The organism is Candidatus Schekmanbacteria bacterium (assembly GCA_016219965.1).
Taxonomy (GTDB): Bacteria; Schekmanbacteria; GWA2-38-11; order GWA2-38-11; family J061; genus JACRJM01.
The window spans coordinates 113,072-134,145 of record JACRJM010000014.1 but is presented as its reverse complement, the minus strand read 5'-3'; the positions used below and the strand labels follow the sequence as shown (position 1 = coordinate 134,145).

Below are 21,074 nucleotides of genomic sequence, written 5' to 3'. Positions count from 1 at the left end.
GTATGCAATCAATGTTGAGACAAGGGTTTATCAGTTTGGAAAGATCGCAAGGATAATCCTTACCGAAACTTTCGTAATGGTTAAGGGGATTCCGAATGCAGACGCCATAGGGCTTTTCACAGGTGTTGCCCACGATATGATCAACAGAACCAAGAAAAGAAGAGAATTGAAGAAGTAAATTTAACGAAACAAACTGATTTAATGTAAGGGGTGAGAGATGAGTCTCTCACCCCTTTTTATTTAAAAACTACCTAATTTGTCATCTTTTACTATCATTATTTCAAAGTATTGCCATCGTCAATTTCTTGGAGACATCCCTGCCATCTGCGTCAAATATTTTACGAGGTTAGTGTTGGCATTTAAGCACTTTTAGCCAAAATAATTGGCAGTTTTAGAATTTATCCAACTAATTATATTGGTATGAATTATGCTTATAGTGGAGCAATCTGAGCGGTATCTCATATAGAGGTTATCGCATTACAACTTCTTAAGGAGGATATTAAATGGGGGATTCATTAACTGAACACAAATCTGCCGTAGAGACAAATCATCCGGATAAAGGGGGTAAATTTTTAACTTTTTTTCTTGGTAAAGAAGAGTACGGGATTGAAATCCTAAAAGTCCACGAAATAATCGGGATGATGCCTATAACTCCTGTTCCCCGCACCCCCAAGTTTGTCCGTGGTGTAATTAATCTTCGGGGCAGAATAATCCCTGTTATGGAATTGAGACAGAAATTTGGAATGTCTTCAGTTGAGCAGACAGACGAAAGCTGCATAATAGTGGTTCAGTCCGATGGAGTTCAGACAGGCATAATTGTTGATAGGGTGTCGGAGGTGCTTGATATAGCAAACGAAAATATTGAGGATGCACCCTCTTTTGGGGCTGGTGTAAACATCGAATATATCCTTGGACTTGGAAAATCTGAAGGGAGAGTAAAACTCCTTCTTGATATTGATAAGATTCTTGAAAATGAAAAGACAGAGAAACTGAATGTAAATTCATGTGCAGAATAATGGCTAAGGCAAATTCTTTTTTATCAACATTTTAAAAAAGGGTTTATGAAATTCTAAATGGGAGTAGGAATATGAAATGGTTCTACGATTTAAAGCTTTCATCAAAACTGATCTTTGCCTTTATAGCAGTATCTTTAATAAACGGTGCAGTTGGCTGGATGAATTTAAACAGTATTCGCAACATGGCAGATTCCAATGAAAAACTTTACAAGGAAATTACTGTTCCGGTTAGCAATTTGGGGATTGCTGCTACAAGTTTTCAAAGAGCAAGGGGGAATCTGCGTGATGTTGTTATGGTAAAGACTGAATCAGAAAAACAGAAAATGCTTGAAAAAGTCAAAGAGCGCGAATCCGAAATGGATAAAAACATTGAGGAGTTCAGCAAAAGCGTAGATACCGAAGAGATGAGAGATTTTAACAGTAACTACCAAAGCGCACACAAAAACTATGATGCAGCAAAAAAAGCTGTTCTCGATCTTGCGTTTGCCGGAAAAGATCAGGAAGCGATAGACCTCCTTAATGGTGAATATTACAAGAAGATGAGAGTTGTGCAGGACATGATAGATGAGATTACTAAAAAGAAAATTTCAGAAGCAAAAGCATCTGCTGATGTAAATGTAGCGTTTGCTGATAGAGTTAGTAGGACTGTTCTTATTGTTTTAGGAATAACTGTTGCATTTGCAATAGGTCTTGGATTCTGGCTTTCTTCCTTAATTGGAAAGCCTATGAAAAGAATAACTGAGGCTGCAGAGCAGATGGCTCTTGGAGATATTAATCAGAAGATTGAAATAACTTCAAAAGATGAAGTTGGACAGCTTGCAGATTCGTTCGGTAAAATAATTGCATCACAGACAGAGCTGGCAAATGCTGCGGAGAAAATTGCTTCAGGTGATGTGTCGGCGAATATTAATATTAGAAGTGAAAAAGATGTGCTTAGCAAGGCGTTTCAAAAACTTCAGAAAACTATACTCAGTCTGACTGCTGAAATGTCGGAGCTGGTCAATGCTGCTAAAGAGGGAGTTTTATCCAGGAGAGGGAATGTTTCAGGATTTGATGGTTCTTTTCGTGAACTTGTAAAGGGAATCAATGAAACGCTAGATGCAGTAATTGAACCAGTAAATGAGGCATCAGAAGTTTTAGAGCGTTTAGCAAAACGTGACCTTTCAGTAAGAGTTACCGGGAATTATGAAGGTGATCATGCAAAGATAAAGAATGCCCTAAATGCTGCTGCAGAAAACCTTGACCAGAGCCTTCAGCAGGTTGCGCTTTCGTCTCAACAGGTCTCATCTGCATCGGGCGAGATAAGCTCCGGGAGCCAGGCTCTTGCAAGCGGTGCGTCAGAGCAGGCAAGTTCCCTTGAAGAAATATCGAGCAACTTACATGAGATGTCATCAATGACAAGACAAAACTCAGCAAATTCGAAAGAAGCAAAAGCGCTTTCAGATTCCGCAAGAGAAAGTGCGGCAAAAGGTACAGAGAGCATGAGCCGTCTTTCCTCGGCAATTGATAAGATAAAAGCTTCTTCAGATGAAACAGCCAAGATTATTAAAACAATAGATGAGATAGCCTTTCAGACGAATCTTCTTGCGCTTAATGCTGCAGTTGAAGCAGCGCGTGCCGGTGATGCAGGGAAAGGTTTTGCAGTTGTCGCTGAAGAAGTGAGAAACCTTGCTATAAGAAGTGCAGACGCAGCGAAAAATACGGCTGCAATGATAGAAGGTTCAGTAAAAAACTCTGAAGAAGGTGTTATTATCAATCAGGAAGTATTGAGGAATCTTAATGATATAAATGAACAGATACACAAGGTTGGAGCTGTAATGGAAGAAATTGCTGCTGCTTCGGAACAGCAGACGCAGGGGATGGAGCAGATAAATACAGCTGTAGAGCAGATGAATCAGATTACACAGCAGAACGCAGCAAACTCTGAAGAATCGGCAAGCGCTGCTGAAGAGCTCTCAGGGCAGGCAGAGGAAATGCGAAGCATGGTTTCATCATTCAAGCTTACTGCTGCAAATTCCCAGATGTCGAACCTGACAAAAAAAACAGATGTAAACCAAAGAATGACAGAAAGAATTATTGCGAAACCAACCGCAGTTAATAAAAGAACAGGCGTTAATTCCATGAAAAAGGATCCGGAAAAAATAATCCCTTTTCAGGATATGAATGACAGGGATATACTTCAATCGTTTTAACGTTATATAAAATATAGATAGAAAAAATAAAAGGGGTGATTTTTTTCACCCCTTTTATTTTGCAAAGCCATTATTAAGATTATTTTATTTTAGTGGGTTTTCTTCCAAAAAATCTATTTTGCCTTTAACTTCTGCCATATCGATAACCGGGATTTTAGGAGCATATATTCCCATCAGTGCGGTGGCAATACCCTGCGAAAGACTCCTGTATCTCAGGTGGACATCTACAGTGAGCGGAGATACTGCATCAGCAGGGATATTAAAAGAATATGATTCAATGGCTGAAGACTTTGGAGGAATCCTGTTGTCGGAAAGAATCCTGTCGGCGAGGGCAACATTGATGACAGGTTCTCCTTTTTCATTTCCAAGCTGAGTGTAATATCTAACTGCTTTTTTATCTATCTCTCCCTTTTCATCGATTGCTCCGGTCCTAAGGATTTCTTTACCTGAATTGTCCGTAATTTTAATGTCAAGCCACATTTCCCTCAGTTCCGAGAGTCCTGTAGGCAGATAATGACCTGCACCGGAGTTTGTAACTTTTACCTGAACCATTGCAGGAGCATTTTTACTGTATGAACCGCTTTTTATGAATTCCAGGGAAGCGGCATTCTGGAGCCTCTCGACCGCCATGTCAGAGTGAACCTGATTATTTTGCAGCGATGTTACAACTGCGTTGCCCCCGACGAAATAATGCGTCCATATGTGCTTCCTCTCCGGACCAGTATCACATGCTTTTCCCGGGTTGTCCGGTCTTTCAGTGGTACCGGTGGCAGGAATACCCGGCCTTTGCCTCATATGACAATCCTGGCAGGTGACCGTAGTAGAGGGATCAAGAGTATTATAAACGCTTTTTTTCCATTCTTCGTATGTGCTTTCAATCGGTACCTTTGTTGACATGTGGGACACGTTGTGGCAAAGACCGCAGAAATCAGATTTAGTATGAAGTTCAGAGTATTTTGAAGGATGATAAGATGATTTGGAATCTTTGAAAGGCCCAAGCATGGCGGAAGGGCTATCTTCTCTTTCCCTTTGTTCAACCTCATAACCTGCATCGCCCAAATGTTTAATCTCATCGATGTAATGGCACCAGTTGCAGAAAATACCCTGGGCCGCGATATCTTGAAGTTTGTCGTAATCTCCCGCAGGCGAAGTGAGGACAGTCGATCTGAAACCAAGAGGAACATGACATTTTACGCATGCCTTCATCTCAAGCTGTTGCCCCTCCGTGGTTGCGTCAACCATAAAAAGTTTTGTCGCTGCACGCCATATTGGATCTGTAAATGCCTTGCTATGCATGGATCCTTTCCATTGGTCAAATATCTGCGTATGGCAGTCTGCGCACACTTCAGGGCTTATGAAGTCTTTTACCTTTACAGCCTTGAAATCGAATATTCCCATATTTTCAATTTCTTTCATTGTTTGTCCTTCTGAATAACAGAGCAGGCTAATCGAAAAAAAGATAATAATGGAAATAAGCGGAGTAAATTTTTTCATCCTGATACCTCCTGAACAAGGTTAAATACAACAGAGACTAAAATTTAAATTTATTCATAATATATGTTTTTTCAATTCTTCAATAAATTTTTTTTATTAATTCTAATGGTGTCATAAGTTTACATAACATTTTTTAAAAGCTATAAAAATTATTTATAATTTTCTTGTAATGACATAACAGGGAGCTTTGTCTGCTGAATGGAAATTAAAGGCGCACGCGTAAACAACCTTAAGAACATTGACTGCTCAATCCCATCCGGGGGAATTACGGTTATTACAGGAGTGTCAGGTTCAGGGAAATCCTCTCTGGCTTTCGATACGATCTACGCGGAGGGACAGAGGCGTTACGTCGAGTCGCTTTCAGCTTATGCCCGCCAGTTTTTGGAGAGGATGGAAAAGCCTGATGTAGACAGTATTACAGGTATTCAGCCAGCCATCGCCGTTGAACAGAAAAATTATATCCGCAGCTCCCGTGCCACAGTGGGCAGCCTTTCCGAGATAGACGATTATCTGAAGCTTCTCTTTGCACGTGCAGGAACGACATTCTGTCCTAAGTGCAATATCCCGGCAGTCAGGCATACGCCGCAAAGCCTTGTGGACAGAATAATTGAAAAATTTTCCGGAAATAGAGGAACTCTCGTTATTCCAGTTCCTGTTCCGCACAAAATAGATGTTTTAAACTTGTTCGCTGAAAGGCTTAAACAAGACGGCTTTTTCAGGGTAATGATTGATGGAGAGGTTAAGGATATCGACAGCATTACCTCCGGTCAATTTGCTAAATATGATGAAATAGACATGGTCGTTGACCGGTTTTTAATATCGCAGGAAAATACCGGACGAATAAGCGACGCTGTTGAAACAGGACTTCGCCTTAACACGGAAAGAGGCGCGGTTGTTATTGAAGGCTACGGTATATTCCATTATGCTTTTTCTTTTTCCTGTGAGAAATGCAGGAAATTTTTTACCAGCCCTGAACCTCATATGTTTTCTTATAATTCTCCTGTTGGCGCATGTCCAAACTGCCATGGTTTTGGAAGAGTAATAGGGATAGATCTCGACAAGGTAATTCCGGACAGAGATAAACCTTTAAACAAGGGGGCTATCGCTCCCTGGAACAGCCCAGCTTATGAGGATATGTATATCACTTTACGGCACGAGCTTGTAAAAGCAGGAATATCATTTACTTCATCATTTAATAAACTTTCCCGGAAGGGAAGGGAGATCCTCATTGAAGGAGCGGGAGATTTCTGCGGCATAAATGGGTTTTTCAAGTATCTGGAAGAGAAAAAATACAAACTGCACATCCGCGTACTGCTTTCAAGGTACAGGAGTTTTGAACTCTGCGCTGTATGCAATGGTACAAGACTCAAGGATGATGCGTTATGGGTGAAGGTTTTGGGAAAAAATATATTTGAACTTCAAACAATGTCTATTGATGAACTTTCCGTATTTTTTTCTTACCCTGCATTTCGTGATTCCGGTTTTGAACCAGTAAAATTAATCCTCGAAGAACTTAGGAACAGGACAGGGTATCTTCTTAATGTTGGTTTAAATTATGTTACGCTCAACCGTCAGGCAAGGACATTGAGCGGCGGAGAGATGCAAAGGATAAACCTCTCCAAAGCGCTCGGCAGTCTTCTTACAGGAACGCTCTATGTCCTTGATGAACCGACCGTAGGGCTTCACCCGAGGGACACATCAAGGCTCATAGGGGTATTAAAAGAACTTAGCCGCCGCGGTAACACTCTTGTAGTTGTAGAGCATGATATGCAGGTAATAAAAAATGCTGATAAGATTATTGACCTTGGCCCGGGTGCGGGTGAATTAGGAGGTGAAGTAGTGTTTGAGGGAACTTTTGATGAACTGTTGACGAACAAAAATTCACTGACAGCAAAACACATATCAGCTCAGCGGGGAATTTCCGCAGGGAAAAAACATAGTGTCAGTAATGTAATAACAATCTCGAAGGCAAAAAAGAACAACATAAAAGGTGTTGATTTTAAAATTCCACTTCAATCCTTTGTATGTCTTACAGGTGTTTCCGGTGCAGGAAAATCAACTCTTCTTGAAGAGATATTATATCCGGCAATTAAGAGTATGAAGGGCGGTAAAATTTCATCAACGAAATGTTTTGACAGTATCGACGGGATAAAAAACATTGATTCTGTAATCATGGTTGACCAGTCGCCTATCGGGAGACAGGCACGCTCTAATCCTGTGACCTATGTGAAAGCATACAGCGAGATAAGAAAACTAATGGCAGGAACAAGGAGTGCTGAAATAGCTGGAGTTACAGAACGTGATTTTTCTTTTAACACCGGTGACGGCAGATGCCCCAAATGCAATGGACTTGGCAAAGAAAGGGTTGAGATGCAGTTCCTTGCAGACCTTGAGCTTATCTGCGATGAATGTGACGGTAAACGGTTTAGAAAAAAAGTTTTGGATGTGACACATAGAAACAAGAACATATCAGACATCCTTAATATGACAGTTGAACAGTCTCTTGCTTTTTTCTCTGATTCTCCTCAGGTGAAGAAGAATTTGTCGGTACTTAAAGATATGGGGCTTGGATATTTAAAGCTTGGACAGAGTACATCGACATTAAGCGGGGGGGAAGCACAGAGGCTTAAGCTTGCCGGGCTTCTTGTTGAGAAGAAAAAAGAGGCAAGCTATCTGTTTCTCTTTGATGAGCCAACTACCGGTCTTCATATGGCTGATGTCTATAATCTCGTTGAAGTTTTTAAGAAGCTTGTTGCAGAAGGTAATTCAATAGTTGCCATTGAACACAATCTCGAATTCATAATAAACGCTGATTACATTATAGACATGGGGCCAGAAGGTGGTGACAGCGGAGGGAGAATAGTCTGTGAGGGAACAGTGATGGATGTGGCGAAGTGCAAAGAATCTTATACGGGAAAATTTTTAAGAGAAAGGATAAATTTAGATTTTGCTATCTAATTGTTACTTCCCTTCCAGAGCGTTATATACAGCCTCGGCGAATTTTTTTGCAGATGCCGGTCCGTCTGCGGTGATTATTTTCCCGTCAATTGTTACTGCCTCTCCTGTATATACTGCACCTTTCTTTTTTAGCGTATCCCCTTCGGATTGCCATACAGTTGCCTTCTTCCCTTTGAGCAATCCAGCATTAGCAAGAGTTACAGGAGCGAGACAGATAGCAGAAACAATTTTTCCTTCATTATATGCCTTCGTCGCTATTTTATGTACGAGCCCGTCATCCCAGTACTCGGATGCGCCTGTGCCTCCTACAAGTAACAGTACATCATACTTGGAGATGTCAATATCCTGAATCTTGATGTCCGGTTTTACGACTGCTCCCAGCATCCCCTTGGCAGGAGATGTTGTTGATGAGGCAATTGTTACAGAAATTTGCTTTGACTTGAAGAAATCCCTCGGCACAATAAGCTCTTCATCACGATAGTTTTTACTTGCGATTATCATGAGCACGGATTTTTTACTGTCTGCCTGAACTATTCCTGCTAAAAAAATAGGGAATAATATTGAAGCAATTACAAGTGCAATTGGGATTCTCATATCTATCTCCCTTATTTTGTAAGTGTTTTTTCATGGCTTAGTTCTTCAAGGTAATCTTGAAGACTTCGGAAACTGAATCTAAAAACGTTTTCTGGTCGTTCGTTTCTTACAATGTTTGATTCATTTAACATGATTAATTGGTCTCTTGTAAGAAGTCCTCCTGTTATTGCGATTTCAGAAAAAATTGCTGCCAGCTTCGCCAGAAGATGCGGCATTTGAAAAACTATCCTTCGGAGGTTAAAAGACTTACAGATAAGTTTAATAAGCTCCGGATGCCTGTATACTTTGCCGCCGCCTAGTTCAATAGTCTTCATTTCTGTCAGAGGATTTTGGAGCGCTGAAATAAAGCAGGCAGCAACATCTTCTACCCATATAGGTTCAAGACTGCCGCTTCCAATTGCAGGTATTACCGGCGAGAGTTTAATAATCTTTATGAACAGGTTTATGAAGTTATCTTCCTTTCCAAATATGACGGACGGCTTGAATATGGTGTAATTTAGTCCGCTCATCCGCACATACTCTTCCGCTTTCCATTTTGAGATATGATATGCGGTTTTTCCGTTTTCCCTTGCTCCAAGAGCACTCATATGAATAAATCTTGTTATTCCGGCAGACTTCGCAGCATCAACGATGTTCTTCGTTCCTCTGTAATGAATGTCTTCAAATGAAGCTGTGTCAGTTTCAGCTATTATTCCTACAAGGTGGATAACTGCAGAGCAGTCTGACATCTTTTCAGGGAGCTCTTCATTGTTTGTGATGTCGCCATTGGCGAACTCGCATCTAGGAAACTTCCATAGAGATATTTCATTGGCTGGGTTTCTCACAAGGCATTTAAATGAATAACCTTTTTCAATTCCAGCCTTTAGAATCGATTTACCTACATAACCAGTAGCACCTGTAATAAATATTGGTTTATTCATAATTTATCATTCTCCATTAGTATTATATTTACTTGCTTCTATCTCAGCAAGCTTTGAAGGATATGCTCTCTGAAAAAAGTATGATGTATAAGAGATTTTTATCATGAGGTTGACAGAGGGAAAAGTCTTCGATATAAGGATTTTAAATTAACAAAGGAGAGAGCGTATGAGCGACTCATTTAAAAGTCTTGCAGAAGCTTTGATTATTGCGATGAAGAATGAAATACGTGTAATTGAGTTATATACTCATTGCCTTAAACGCGACTTGAGTGAACAATCCCGTGAAAGCATTAAGGCGGTCACAAGGGACGAAGAAAGGCATATGAAAATGCTTAGCGAGGTGTTTGAGAAGAAAATAGGTAAAAAAATAGATGGCGCCAAGCTTAAAGACCACTCGCTCAAAGCAATAAAAAATTTAACCCTTGAACCCTATTCAATTCATATCATAGATGTTGCGATGGGATATGAGCACAGGGAAAAAGACCATTTCATAAAAGCACAGAAGGTTTACGGCTCTGATGCTGATATTAATGCCCTCTTTGTACAGCTTATTGCGGACGAAGAGGCCCATATAAATGTACTCGAAAAAGAGAGAAAGGCCGTACTTGGGCTCCCCTTCGAGGAGTTTGAACTTGATTTCTATGTGAGAGAATAGGAGAGAAGTACAAAAAGATGAATGCCGTAGCAATAGTCGGAAGTCCAAGGAAGGGTTCCAATACTGATACGCTTGTTGATAAGATTCTTGAGGGGATTGCAAGCGTAACAGACCTAACTGCTGAAAAAATATATATAATTGACAAGAATATAAACTATTGCACAGGCTGTGGATTTCATCTTAAGCAGGCTGACAAGGATGAAGGAAAGAGATGTTCGCAGGATGATGACATGGCAGAGATACTTCAAAAGCTGATAAAAGCAGACATCCTGGTTTTCGGAACCCCTATTCATATGAGGACTCTTTCAGCACCGATGCTCAATTTCCTTACAAGAATGATCCCTCTTTTGCGGATGAAGCCCATATTGGATGATAATGGAAAGATTGTGTCAGCAGAAGTTAAATCCATGATTGCGGGGAAGAGAACAGCAGTTGTTACTAGCCAGGGAGACCCCATGGCTTTTTCAGGAGTTATGGCGATACAGGCACTTGTTACCAACCTTAATGATTTCAGAACTACTTTTGTCGGAGACCATATGAGTTTGGGAAATCTTAAAAGAGGGTTAGTGAAAGAACGCCCTGATGAGCTCCAAAAAGCCTTTAATCTGGGTGTAAGGCTTGCTTCAAAAGTATAAATGTAAATAGTAGAATACCATATTAGTTTTATTACCTACCTGTCGATAAAGTTATCCATCAAATTCGAAGTTTTCTGATTATCAGCTGTATCAATTACTATAACTGCTGAGGATCTTATGATCTGGATGGATAAGATAAAAAACTGCTTATATTTTTTCCCTCTTGTTTTCCTGTTTGTAGCATTCAGTGCAGATGCAGGTACAATAACCGTAAGTTCGAATTCCCAGGGGAGCGGGAGGGATTCAACCATTACACTCAGGGAAGCTATACAGCTTTCAGAAGGGACACTTCTTGCTTCAGATCTCACTACTGATGAACAGTCTTTTATTTCAGATGAAGTGGGGCAAGGAATCTCTGATACGATAAATTTCAATATTTCCGGAGAAGGTCCTCATATTATAGATATTGTGAGTCCACTACCTAATATCAATGATAGCGGAACCGTCATTGATGGATATTCACAGCCAGGTTCCTCGCAAAACACCGTAACCGACAGGACGACACAAAGTGATGCCATTATAATGGTCGAAATTAATGGTAGCTTGCTTGCCGGCAAATACAGCGGCTTTGCGGTTTCCTCTTCAAATAATGAAATCTGCGGGCTTTCCATTCACAGCTTTCAAGATCATGGTGTCTATGTTTCAGGAACTAATGCAAAAAACAACTGGATATGGGGAAACTATATTGGGACTGATTCTTCAGGTTTAACAGCTAAAGGGAATTCTAATGATGGCGTTATTTTAATAGATGGAGCAAGTGACAACATAATAGGAACCAATGGCGATGGTTCTGATGATATAGCTGAAAGGAATATTATTTCAGCAAACGGAAATTTCGGTGTGGATATATACGGTGCCGGATGTGACAGGAACAGGGTAAGCGGGAACTATATTGGGACAGATGTTACTGGCAAAAACGACCTGGGCAACGGTGATAGCGGGATCAATATAATTAATGGTCCACAGCAGAATATTATTGGCACAGATGGTGACGGTATAGGTGATGGAAACGAAGGGAATGTTCTCTCCGGAAATAAAAGAGGAATTTATTTAAGAGGGACCAATTCATCACTGAACATAATAGCAGGCAATTATATAGGAGTTGATGTTACAGGTGAAAATCCTTTAGGCAATGATCACGCCGGTATTTTTATTTCTGACGGTGCCAGCGGCAACATAATAGGTTTTGATCCAGTTTTTCAGAATGGCGCATCAGCAGGAAACATAATATCAGGAAATGGTTTTTGGGGGATTATTATTGCTGATTCAGGAACTGACAATAACGCAGTAGCCGGAAATTACATAGGTGTTTCTTCTGACGGCACTGCGGCTGTGGGCAACGGCTTTGGGGGAATAGCTATAATAGACGGCCCAAAAGATAATATCATCGGTTTTGCAGATTATTCTGAAGGTTCAAATGTTATCTCAGGAAATAATGGAGATGGGATAACTATAAGCGGGAATGGTACGTCGGACAATAAAGTGTCGGGGAATATTATTGGAACGGACCCTTCTGGTTCCATCGGAATCGGTAACAGCGGCAACGGGATAATTATAAAAGGAGGAGCATCATCAAACCAGATTGAAGAGAATAAGATTGAATACAACGGAGGAAGCGGGATAAATATTTATTCTGGCGGAAACATATTGTCAAAAAATCTTGTTTCTTCTAATGAAGAGACAGATATAGTAGTTCATGATAGCCCAAACGACCCTTTGCCGCCTACAGATAGTCCTTCAATAATCAGCGCTTCTATAGACGAAGATGGAATTCTGCATATCAGAGGTATTGCTGATAGCGGTACAAAGATAGAAATTTTCGGATATTCTTCAGGGGCGCCTGAAAACATAAGTTTCATAGGAGAAGCGGCTCCCAATAATAAGGGTATATGGACGTTCGACATCACGTCTTCATTTGTTGTAGGAGATTACCTGCTTGCAACAGCCACCGGGCCAAACGGTTCTTCAGGATATTCAGAGCCTTTTAATATTACTCTGCCGGGTCTTTCTGTTAACATTGTTGGTCCTTCAACAGCAGGACGCGACAGTGAAATAACATTGAATGTTTATTACTCAAATTCGTCATCTCAGACTTATACAGGAGTAGGGGTAACTGTCCCTTTGCCTGAAGAAGTTGCTTTTGTATCAGCATCGGATCTTGGTTCTCTGGATAACCAATCAATAGTGTGGGAACCTGGTAATATTGGCATTAAGGGGAATGGTGTTTTATCGTTTAAGGTAAAAGTTTCAGGTGACATTCCGGACGGTACCAAAATTACGTTTACCGGATATTCCATCACGTCCACTGAATCAGATGAAGTTTTTGGGAATGATTTTCAGTTTATATTAAAAGGGGAGGCAGATCTTTCTTCATCTTTTATCAGTATTGAAGATGTCAACGGGAAGAAAGTAAATAAAGGCGATACACTAAGATATAAGCTTCACCTTGTTAACAGTGGAAGTGCAGATGCTTCGAATTTTAAAATTACGACTTTTTTGCCTGGCACTTTTAGTTCCTATTCTGTTGTATCTGTGCCTGATGGAGTAAATAACGAGTCATTCATCGAAGCCGGAAAATATGTTATTCTACTTTCAGGATTTGATGTTCCTGCCCAGAGCGAAGCCTTGGTTATCATCGACATGCTTTTAAAAACTTCCCTCAAGAAAAATAAAGCTGTTAATTTGAATTTCAGCCTTGTGTCTGATGAATCTGCCGGTTCAGGGGAAGTGGAAGCGCCTGAGGTTAAGATTGGGAGTATAATACCAAAAGGCTCAATGAAAATTATTCCTACAGATAATGTAAGTATTATCCTTGGGAAAACCAAAAGATTCAAAGCTGAGATAAAAAAAATAAACCTTAAAAGAGTCAGATGGACCATGTTAGAAGGAGAAGGGACTATAGATGCCAACAAGGGTATTTACAAGTCGCCTGCAAGGGCTGTGACTCCAAAAGTTGTTAAGGTTAAGGCAGTTTCTGTTTACGATCCGGAAATTTATAAAATAGTTAATATCAGAATTATCCCTGTAGAAGTAAAAATAGATGGTCCGGACAGGATAAAAATTAAAAAAGGTGGATCCATGAAGCTTAATGCCTCTGTTAAAAATGCTAAGAAAAAGAAAATAGTATGGAAGGTTAATGGAATTAAAAGTGGTGATAGCACTGTGGGAAAAATAAGCAGTAAAGGTGTATATCAAATGCCTTCTTCTCCGTCATTTACTTCGGTGACCATAAGAGCTGAGAGCTTTGCCGATTCCACAAAATATGCGGAAAAGAAGATTTTTGTAAAAGGCAAATAGCTGAAAATCTCCTATCTTTTTATATCTCCTCCTTGAATTAATATCCGTTTTTTTTAAAACAATAAATAGATTAATGTTCTATTTTATTGATTGAGAAGGAGCGGGATGAACAGATTAGCCAATGAACAGAGCCCCTATCTGAGACAGCATGCAGAAAATCCTGTGGACTGGTATCCATGGTGCGATGAAGCTCTGGAGCATGCCCGTAGAGAGAACAAACCAATACTTGTGAGCATCGGTTATTCATCCTGCCACTGGTGCCATGTGATGGAAAGAGAATCATTTGAAAATGAAGATATTGCAAAAGTCATGAATGAAAATTTTATAAATATCAAGGTTGACAGGGAGGAACGTCCTGACATCGATGAAATTTATATGCATGCGGTACAGATGATGACCGGAGGAGGCGGATGGCCGCTGACAGTATTTCTCTCTCCTGACCTTAAGCCTTTTTTTGGAGGCACTTATTTTCCTCCTGATGAGAGGGGAGGATTGCCAGGTTTCAAGCGTGTTCTTATTTCTGTTGCGGCACATTTCAGGAATAATCCTGAAAAAGTAGCTGATTCATGCGAGAAGCTTTTTGAAGGACTTAAGGAAATGGCGCGGCCATCGGGGAGAGAAGGGAAAATCTCTCAGGATATATTTGATGATGCGGCAAGAAACCTGAGGTTTTCCTTTGACGGCGTACACGGAGGGTTTGGAGATGCTCCAAAATTTCCAAGACCTATGGACATTCAGTTACTCATAAAACTTTCAGAAATACTTTCAGAAATAAATGATTATCAGTTTTGCCGCGACATGGCGCTTTTTACTCTCCGCAAAATGGCAGAGGGAGGGATAAGAGATCATATCGCAGGAGGATTCCATCGTTATTCAGTTGATGAGAGATGGTTTGCTCCGCATTTCGAGAAGATGCTCTATGATAATGCGTTACTTGCGACAGTCTATTTTGAGGGATACAGGATATCAAAGGATGAGTTCTTTAAATCCATTGCCATTGAAATACTTGATTTTGTAACAGATGAGATGACTTCTTCTCACGGACTTTTTTATTCAGCCCTTGATGCAGACAGTGAAGGTGTTGAGGGGAAATATTACCTTTGGAAGAGAAAGGAGATTAGCTCTCTTTTAGGGAGTGAGAATGCAGAGGTGTTCTCCGATATTTTCAGCATTGAACAGAATGGCAACTTTGAAGAAGGGGAAAACATCCCTTTCATGAGGATGGATATTGATGGTGCAGCAAGAAAATGGAAGATAGACTCTCAGAGATTGAGAGAGAATTTGATCGAATGGAAAAATATCCTCGCCAAAGAAAGAAGAAAAAGAGTAAGGCCCTCAACTGATGATAAATGTATAACGAGCTGGAATGGTCTAATGATATCAGCTTTTACACGCGCCTATATGCTCACTTCATCAGAAAAATATCTTACTCCGGCGCTTAAAGCTGCAAGATTCTTTGCAGAAAGTTTTTCAAACAACAGCCTAATATTCAGGATTTACAGGAATGGGAAAGGATACCAGAAGGGTTTTCTTGAAGACTATGCTTCATTAGCTCTTTCCTTTATTACCCTTTACAGGGCGACATTTGATCCGGCGTGGCTGGCCAATGCGATTATGCTCAAAGATAAAGCTATTGAGCTTTTCTGGGACTCTGACGAGGGGGGATTTTTCAATACCGATGCCGGGAATATAGATGTCATAGTGCGCGGGAAAAGTTCATATGACAATGCAATGCCTTCAGGCAACTCGATGATGTTTGAAGCTATGGTCAATCTCTCCCTCCTGTGTAAGAGAGATGAAGATAGCAGGAAAACAGAAGAAACACTTAAAGCATTTTATCCTTCATTAAATTCTGCTCCGCAGGCTTATCCGGGATTTCTTGGAGGATTGTACGATTACTTTTTCAAAAAGAAAGAACTCTTCGCTGTTTTAAAGGACAGGGGAACATTTCAAGAAATAATATCATCTCTCTCAGGTTGCTGTGACTCACAGACTTCTCTTGCAGGGATTATTAATGCTGACAGCAAAGAAGCTTATAAAGCAATCCTTCCTTCTTTAGTTGATAAAGAACTGCCACACGGTAAAGATATGGCTTTTTACTTCTGCGATGAAAAATCCTGCAAGCCACCAGTTTACAGCATTGATGAGCTGGCTAAGATTATTTAATCTTAGTAATCTTGAAACTGCACTCGCTGTCGCCTGAAGGGATATGTTTTACTCTTTTCCATTTCCCGAGGCCGTATTTTTCACCAAACTTGGAATCATAATCGCAAAGTATCGGGCATGGATCAGGAAGGTTTCTTTTCCTTGTTACTGTAAGGTAGGGACAATGTTCAAGATGTTCGTACCAGATCTCTTCTCCGTTTTCTATTTTCTTTTCAGCCCAAAGCTTCCAGCCAAGGACAGGAAAAATTGAAAGCTCAGCCTTTATGATGTCATCAAGGTCTCTCTTGGGACCCTGCGAACCTTTTTTAAATTTTGTTTCATAAATTTCCTCGTACATCTTTGCGCCTTCCGCTTCGCCATAGGCTTCGGTGAGTGCGAGATAAAGTTCTGTAAATTTAATGGCATTAGCATTGATAAGCATTTCCCTCTGTTTTTCAACAGGGAGTGTCTTTCCTTCCTCTCTGGCCATAATTATTACCTCCGGTAATTTAAATTTCGCTGATAGACTATAAACATCCCTATAATATTATTGAAAATATTGCAATGGAGACTTTATTTCTTGCCGCCAAACTTTTTCTTAAGGAATATTATTATGTCTTCTGACTCAAGCATAGGCTTGCCGTCTATTACAAGGCAGGGGACCTGATAATCATCAGTCAAATCTATAAGCTCATCCCTGTATTTCTCATTACCTATTTCCCTGTACTCAATGAGTTTTTTGATTTTGAGCTTTGATATTGCATCCCTTACTTTTGCGCAGTATGGGCATTCATCCATGTGATAAAGGATAAGATTCATTTTCTTTTATCTCCTTTTTTTTCTTTTCCGGCTTGATTCAGTGTTCACAGTTATAATCGTTTTTATATTACCGCGCGGATTAAAGTCTCCTGTAATCTCAAGCCACCGCGGCTTGAGGAGGGCTACAAGTTCGTCGAAAATCTTGTTTATTACCTCCTCGTGGGATATGTAAACATTTCTGTACTTGTTGAGATAAAGCTTAAATGATTTTAACTCAACTATGTATTTATCAGGCATATAATCTACTGCAACAGTTGCAAAATCAGGATAACCTGAACGGGGGCATAAACATGTAAATTCCCGCGATTCTATTTTTATATGATAGTTTTTGTCTGTTGCAGGGTTTTCCCATTTCTCAAGCTTTGCTTCATCTATTTCTTTTTCTCCGTATCGCATATCTCTCCTTAGTTATCATTTATCTATCATTATGCGGGTCCCTTGAAAGGAATGCGAAGAGTCCGCCTATAATAGCTGAGTTTTTTAGAAACTGTATTATCTGCATCTTTTGTGAAAAGTCAGTATGAAATATCAGAGTAGTTGGAATAAGAAAAAGGATCAGAAAACGTGCGCCCATTTTGTCAAAGAAACCGGTTAAAACTAAAAGCCCCCCGCCAAGCTCCAGTATAATAGCACACACCAGAAAGAACCCGGTTAATGGCATGCCGTAATCTGCCATGTACTTCATTGTCCCCTGCGGGTCAGCTATTTTCCCTGCACCTGAAATAAGAAATATCGCAGCGATAAGTACACGGGAAAGGTAGAGCGGAAGTTTTTTAAGGTATTTCATTTTATCCCCTTTCAAAAAAATTATTTTTCCATCCTTCTCATATTCCCTGATGCACCCCATCCTCTGATGCGATAATATTCTTCTATCATTTCCTTCATTTGGGGGAGATGGTCTGCTGCAGGACCCTGTCCTCTTTTTAATGTCAGAAGACGTTCCGGCAGAGTGTCTAAATCCGGGGTTAATCCAAGCTTCGTGTTTATCTCATGCTTAAGGTTAAACATCCTCTCGCCGCATGACATAAGCGATTCAAAACTTGCATCAGCACCGGTGACTAAATTAAACCATTCAGTAACTTCCTTTGCAGTTATACCTCCAAATGATGTAGGGGAATAATACTGGGCATAACCTGCCTGAGCGAATATGCAAAGCACAAGCGAGTTTAATATATTCGAATAGTTCTGTCTTCTTACAACCATATCAGCAGTGCCTTCTGCAGTGAATCTCACATCCAGCAAATTTACGAGGTCTGAGCCGTCTATATGCGGGTTTGATGCGGATAAATGGCTTGCGCCACGGTTGTCTGTAGCGTAAGTCAAAGCGAGAAAATTATGGGTTCTTGGATCATGTGCCGGCACTTCAAGCCCCTTTACCTCTATGGCTAATTTCTCTGCTCCCCTGCCTATAAGCGAGGCAGCTCTTTTTGTTCCTTCTGCAAGGATATTGCCAAAGCCTTCGCGCTGGCAGAGTTTTTTAAGCATTTCTATCATTCCCCTGCCATTGCCGAATCTCAGATTTATTCCATCAGTGTCCTTCTCAGTGATTATCCCTTCCTCGAAACATTCCATGGCGAATGAAATAATACCTCCAGCAGATATGGAGTCTATCCCCTGCTGGTTGCATATGTCGTAGGCTTTCTGAATATGCTTCATGTCGGTTACACCGCATTGAGAGCCCAGTGGGGCAAAGGATTCCCAGACAGACTGTCTAATGCCGTCTTTCACGTTCGATTCAACACAGCCTGTTCTGCAACCTGAACATAAGTAGGGCTTTGTGTGACGAACATGAAGCTCAGCTTCTTTGAGAAGGGCTTCTTCAAAACCGGCAAGCTCGCCGTCACGCCAGTTATTAACTCCATGCCTTCCATCAGCGACAAAATTGGAGAAAACAAACTTTGCTTTTTCCACACGGTGCTCAGTGTCATTTATAATAAGTGCCGGCAGTTTTTCTTTTATGGATTTCATCAATGCATCGCTGTTTGCCACTTCGACCCTCTTTTCACCGCTAACAGCAATTGCCTTTAAGTTCTTTGACCCCATTACCGCGCCCACTCCGCACCTTGCTGCTATTCGCGATGCCGGTCCGTCATGGACTACTGATGCAAAGCGTACAAGGTTTTCACCGGCAGCCCCAATGGCAGCGACTTTTGTTTTTTCTCCTGCCTCTTTTTTAATGATGGAATCGGTTTCCCATGAATCTTTCCCCTTTAGATGTGCGGCATTTTCAATTGTAACGCTGGAGTCTGTTATCCTGAGATAAACAAGCTTTTCAGATTTTCCGGAAATTACAATACCGTCAAAGCCTGCTCTTTTAAGCTCCTTTCCCCAGGTGCCGCCGGCGTATGATTCTCCCCATAATCCGGTAAGGGGCGAAATGGTTGCTACGCAATGCCTGCCGCTCCAGGGAACTATGGTGCCTGTCAAAGGACCTGTCATAAATATTAAAGGATTCTTTTCATCAAGTGGACTCGATATGGTGTCTAAGCTGTCGGATATAAGCTTTGCCGCTGCCCCGCCGCCGCCAATGTAATCTTCTGCGAGTTTTTCCGGAAAGGGGATTGTTTCAATTCTTCCTTCTGTGAGGTTTACATTGAGAATGTTACCGGTATAGCCTTTGTATTTCATAGTAGTCCTCATGATTTTTATTTCATCATGATAATTTATTAAGCAAAAAAAAGAGCAAGTCAATCATATCTTATTCTTATCTCTATGGTTTTTTCATTGATAACATTGATAACACATTGATAAAACGAGCGTTGACAAACAGGGCTGATTTTAATAAGTGAGAGACGAAAAGAGATTTATGAAGCTGGAGAGTAAGTTAATGGAAGAGTGCATATTCTGCAAGATATTAAAAAAAGAATGCCCGGGACATTTTATATTTGAAGATGATAGTGTCGCCGGATTTCTTGACAATCATCCTCTTAACAGGGGACATACTTTGATTGTGCCGAAAAAGCATTATGACAGCATGATAGATGTTCCTGACGAGGTGCTTTCACAGTTGATTGTCACGACTAAAAAAGTCGGCATACAGGTTTGTAATGCACTTGATGCTGCGGGATTCAATCTTTTTCAGAATAACGGCACTCATGCGGGGCAGGTAGTCCCGCATATTCATTTTCACATAATCCCGCGATTCAAGGATGATCCTTTGCGCTTCAGGCCCGACAGGAAGCAGGCAGACGCAGAAGAGCTTTCTGCGTTAAAGGAAAAAATAATTGCGGGGAACGGGATGGGTTTACTGTGAAATTAATAGACAGCCACGGAAGAAGCATCAATTATCTTCGTGTATCAGTGACTGACCGCTGTAACCTTCGCTGTATCTACTGCATGAAACAGGGGGGGCTTGAGCAGAAAGAGAAGGCAGAGATACTTACCTTCGAGGAGATCGAGCGTATTGTGTCTTCCGCTGTGAAGCTCGGGATATCAAAGGTGCGTCTTACAGGAGGAGAGCCTTTAGTCAGGAAGGGATTTATCTCCTTTGTTGAAAAAATATCGAAGATTCCTGGAATAAAAGATTTAAGCCTCACCACGAATGGAAGCCTCCTTGAGGATTATGCAGAGAGACTAAAGTCAGCGGGTATCATGCGCGTGAACGTGAGTCTTGATTCATTGAAGCCTAAAAAATACAGCGAGATAACCTATGGCGGTGATATTGAAAAGGTATTTAAAGGGATTGAGGCTGCCAGAAGAGTTGGTCTTTTACCTGTAAAGATTAACGTAGTTGTAATAAAAGAATTAAATGATGATGAGATCGCAGATTTTGCAATGATGACAATGAAGGAAGATTTGAATATTAGATTCATCGAGTATATGCCAATCGGTTCAACAGACCTTTGGAATGACAGCAGGTATATGCCGACTGATAAAATGCTTGAAATTTTAAATTCTCTTGGAACGCTGGAGAAAATAGGCTCAACGGGACATGGCCCTGCTGTTTATTACAGGCTTAAGGGGGCTAAAGGAAAAATAGGGCTTATCAGCCCCATATCAAATCATTTCTGTTCAAGCTGCAACAAGCTTCGCCTAACCTCTGACGGAAGGCTCCGCAAATGTCTTTTCTCCGATGATGAGGTGGATGTGAGGACTGTTCTTCGCATTGCCAACGGAAACAGCGAAGAGGAGTTGGAGAAACTTCTGCTCCATGCCGTGCAGTCGAAGCCGGAGAAGTTGAATCTGGATGCGCTGGGGAGGCCCATTGCGCGGGCTATGTCGGAAATCGGCGGCTAAGCAGACAAATTCAATTTTTGGTGTTATACTTCGTCAGTGACCAGCTCGCAAATCCTCATGTACAGAAGAGTACACTCCGGTATTGCTCGCTGTCCACTTCCTCGTCTTCCACA

The 21,074-nt window shown here is 40.9% G+C and carries 18 protein-coding genes; 10 read left to right on the top strand and 8 right to left on the bottom strand.

What is annotated here, in order from left to right:
• The 3 genes from HZA77_13460 to HZA77_13450 all read left to right on the top strand — a co-directional run.
• On the top strand, positions 1–178 hold a 178-nt coding region (locus HZA77_13460), incomplete at its 5' end, for a hypothetical protein (GenBank protein ID MBI5376435.1).
• Between the two features lie 325 nt (positions 179–503).
• On the top strand, positions 504–1,016 hold the full coding sequence (locus HZA77_13455; protein ID MBI5376434.1) for a chemotaxis protein CheW: 513 nt from the start codon (positions 504–506) through the stop codon (positions 1,014–1,016).
• Between the two features lie 71 nt (positions 1,017–1,087).
• Positions 1,088–3,208 carry an MCP four helix bundle domain-containing protein gene (locus HZA77_13450; GenBank protein MBI5376433.1) on the top strand — a complete coding sequence of 707 codons (2,121 nt, stop codon included), beginning with the start codon at positions 1,088–1,090 and terminating at the stop codon, positions 3,206–3,208.
• Between the two features lie 84 nt (positions 3,209–3,292).
• Here the strand turns inward: HZA77_13450 and HZA77_13445 are convergent, their stop codons facing one another.
• Positions 3,293–4,702 (bottom strand): cytochrome c554 family protein, encoded by a 1,410-nt coding sequence (locus HZA77_13445; protein MBI5376432.1) that lies wholly within the window; start codon positions 4,700–4,702, stop codon positions 3,293–3,295.
• 198 nt (positions 4,703–4,900) lie between these two features.
• Here HZA77_13445 and uvrA point away from each other — a divergent pair, with 198 nt between their 5' ends.
• Positions 4,901–7,660, top strand: a complete 2,760-nt coding sequence (uvrA, locus tag HZA77_13440) for an excinuclease ABC subunit UvrA (GenBank protein ID MBI5376431.1) — start codon at positions 4,901–4,903, stop codon at positions 7,658–7,660.
• Between the two features lie 3 nt (positions 7,661–7,663).
• Here the strand turns inward: uvrA and HZA77_13435 are convergent, their stop codons facing one another.
• Both HZA77_13435 and HZA77_13430 read right to left on the bottom strand, forming a co-directional pair.
• On the bottom strand, positions 7,664–8,254 hold the full coding sequence (locus tag HZA77_13435) for a DJ-1/PfpI family protein (protein ID MBI5376430.1): 591 nt from the start codon (positions 8,252–8,254) through the stop codon (positions 7,664–7,666).
• Positions 8,255–8,265: 11 nt separating this feature from the next.
• Positions 8,266–9,174 carry a complex I NDUFA9 subunit family protein gene (locus HZA77_13430; GenBank protein MBI5376429.1) on the bottom strand — a complete coding sequence of 303 codons (909 nt, stop codon included), beginning with the start codon at positions 9,172–9,174 and terminating at the stop codon, positions 8,266–8,268.
• Positions 9,175–9,340: 166 nt separating this feature from the next.
• Between HZA77_13430 and HZA77_13425 the strand changes: the two genes are divergently transcribed.
• The 4 genes from HZA77_13425 (at position 9,341) to HZA77_13410 (ending at position 15,927) form a co-directional block, all read left to right on the top strand.
• Positions 9,341–9,829 carry a hypothetical protein gene (locus HZA77_13425; GenBank protein ID MBI5376428.1) on the top strand — a complete coding sequence of 163 codons (489 nt, stop codon included), beginning with the start codon at positions 9,341–9,343 and terminating at the stop codon, positions 9,827–9,829.
• A gap of 17 nt (positions 9,830–9,846) precedes the next feature.
• Positions 9,847–10,464 carry a flavodoxin family protein gene (locus HZA77_13420; GenBank protein MBI5376427.1) on the top strand — a complete coding sequence of 206 codons (618 nt, stop codon included), beginning with the start codon at positions 9,847–9,849 and terminating at the stop codon, positions 10,462–10,464.
• 126 nt (positions 10,465–10,590) lie between these two features.
• Entirely contained in the window at positions 10,591–13,761 is a 3,171-nt protein-coding gene (locus HZA77_13415) for a hypothetical protein (GenBank protein MBI5376426.1), read from the top strand.
• Between the two features lie 105 nt (positions 13,762–13,866).
• Positions 13,867–15,927 (top strand): thioredoxin domain-containing protein, encoded by a 2,061-nt coding sequence (locus HZA77_13410; GenBank protein MBI5376425.1) that lies wholly within the window; start codon positions 13,867–13,869, stop codon positions 15,925–15,927.
• Here the strand turns inward: HZA77_13410 and HZA77_13405 are convergent.
• From HZA77_13405 to HZA77_13385, 5 genes are all read right to left on the bottom strand, one after another.
• Positions 15,920–16,396, bottom strand: coding sequence for an L-2-amino-thiazoline-4-carboxylic acid hydrolase (locus HZA77_13405; GenBank protein ID MBI5376424.1), 477 nt, complete (start codon positions 16,394–16,396; stop codon positions 15,920–15,922). The two genes, HZA77_13410 and HZA77_13405, sit on opposite strands and share 8 nt — an antisense overlap.
• Before the next feature lie 83 nt (positions 16,397–16,479).
• A complete protein-coding gene (locus tag HZA77_13400) occupies positions 16,480–16,725 on the bottom strand; it encodes a glutathione S-transferase N-terminal domain-containing protein (GenBank protein MBI5376423.1) in 246 nt (81 codons plus the stop codon).
• A gap of 6 nt (positions 16,726–16,731) precedes the next feature.
• Entirely contained in the window at positions 16,732–17,121 is a 390-nt protein-coding gene (gene queF, locus HZA77_13395) for an NADPH-dependent 7-cyano-7-deazaguanine reductase QueF (protein ID MBI5376422.1), read from the bottom strand.
• 19 nt (positions 17,122–17,140) lie between these two features.
• Complete coding sequence (locus HZA77_13390; GenBank protein MBI5376421.1) at positions 17,141–17,512, bottom strand: DoxX family protein; 372 nt, start codon at positions 17,510–17,512, stop codon at positions 17,141–17,143.
• Positions 17,513–17,532: 20 nt separating this feature from the next.
• The gene (locus HZA77_13385; GenBank protein MBI5376420.1) at positions 17,533–19,353 is read right to left on the bottom strand and encodes an aldehyde ferredoxin oxidoreductase family protein; all 1,821 of its coding nucleotides are present in this window, start codon (positions 19,351–19,353) and stop codon (positions 17,533–17,535) included.
• 199 nt (positions 19,354–19,552) lie between these two features.
• Between HZA77_13385 and HZA77_13380 the strand changes: the two genes are divergently transcribed.
• Positions 19,553–19,978, top strand: coding sequence for an HIT family protein (locus HZA77_13380; GenBank protein MBI5376419.1), 426 nt, complete (start codon positions 19,553–19,555; stop codon positions 19,976–19,978).
• A complete protein-coding gene (moaA, locus tag HZA77_13375; protein ID MBI5376418.1) occupies positions 19,975–20,961 on the top strand; it encodes a GTP 3',8-cyclase MoaA in 987 nt (328 codons plus the stop codon). Before HZA77_13380 ends, moaA begins: the two co-directional genes overlap by 4 nt.
• The last annotated feature ends 113 nt before the right edge of the window (positions 20,962–21,074 follow it).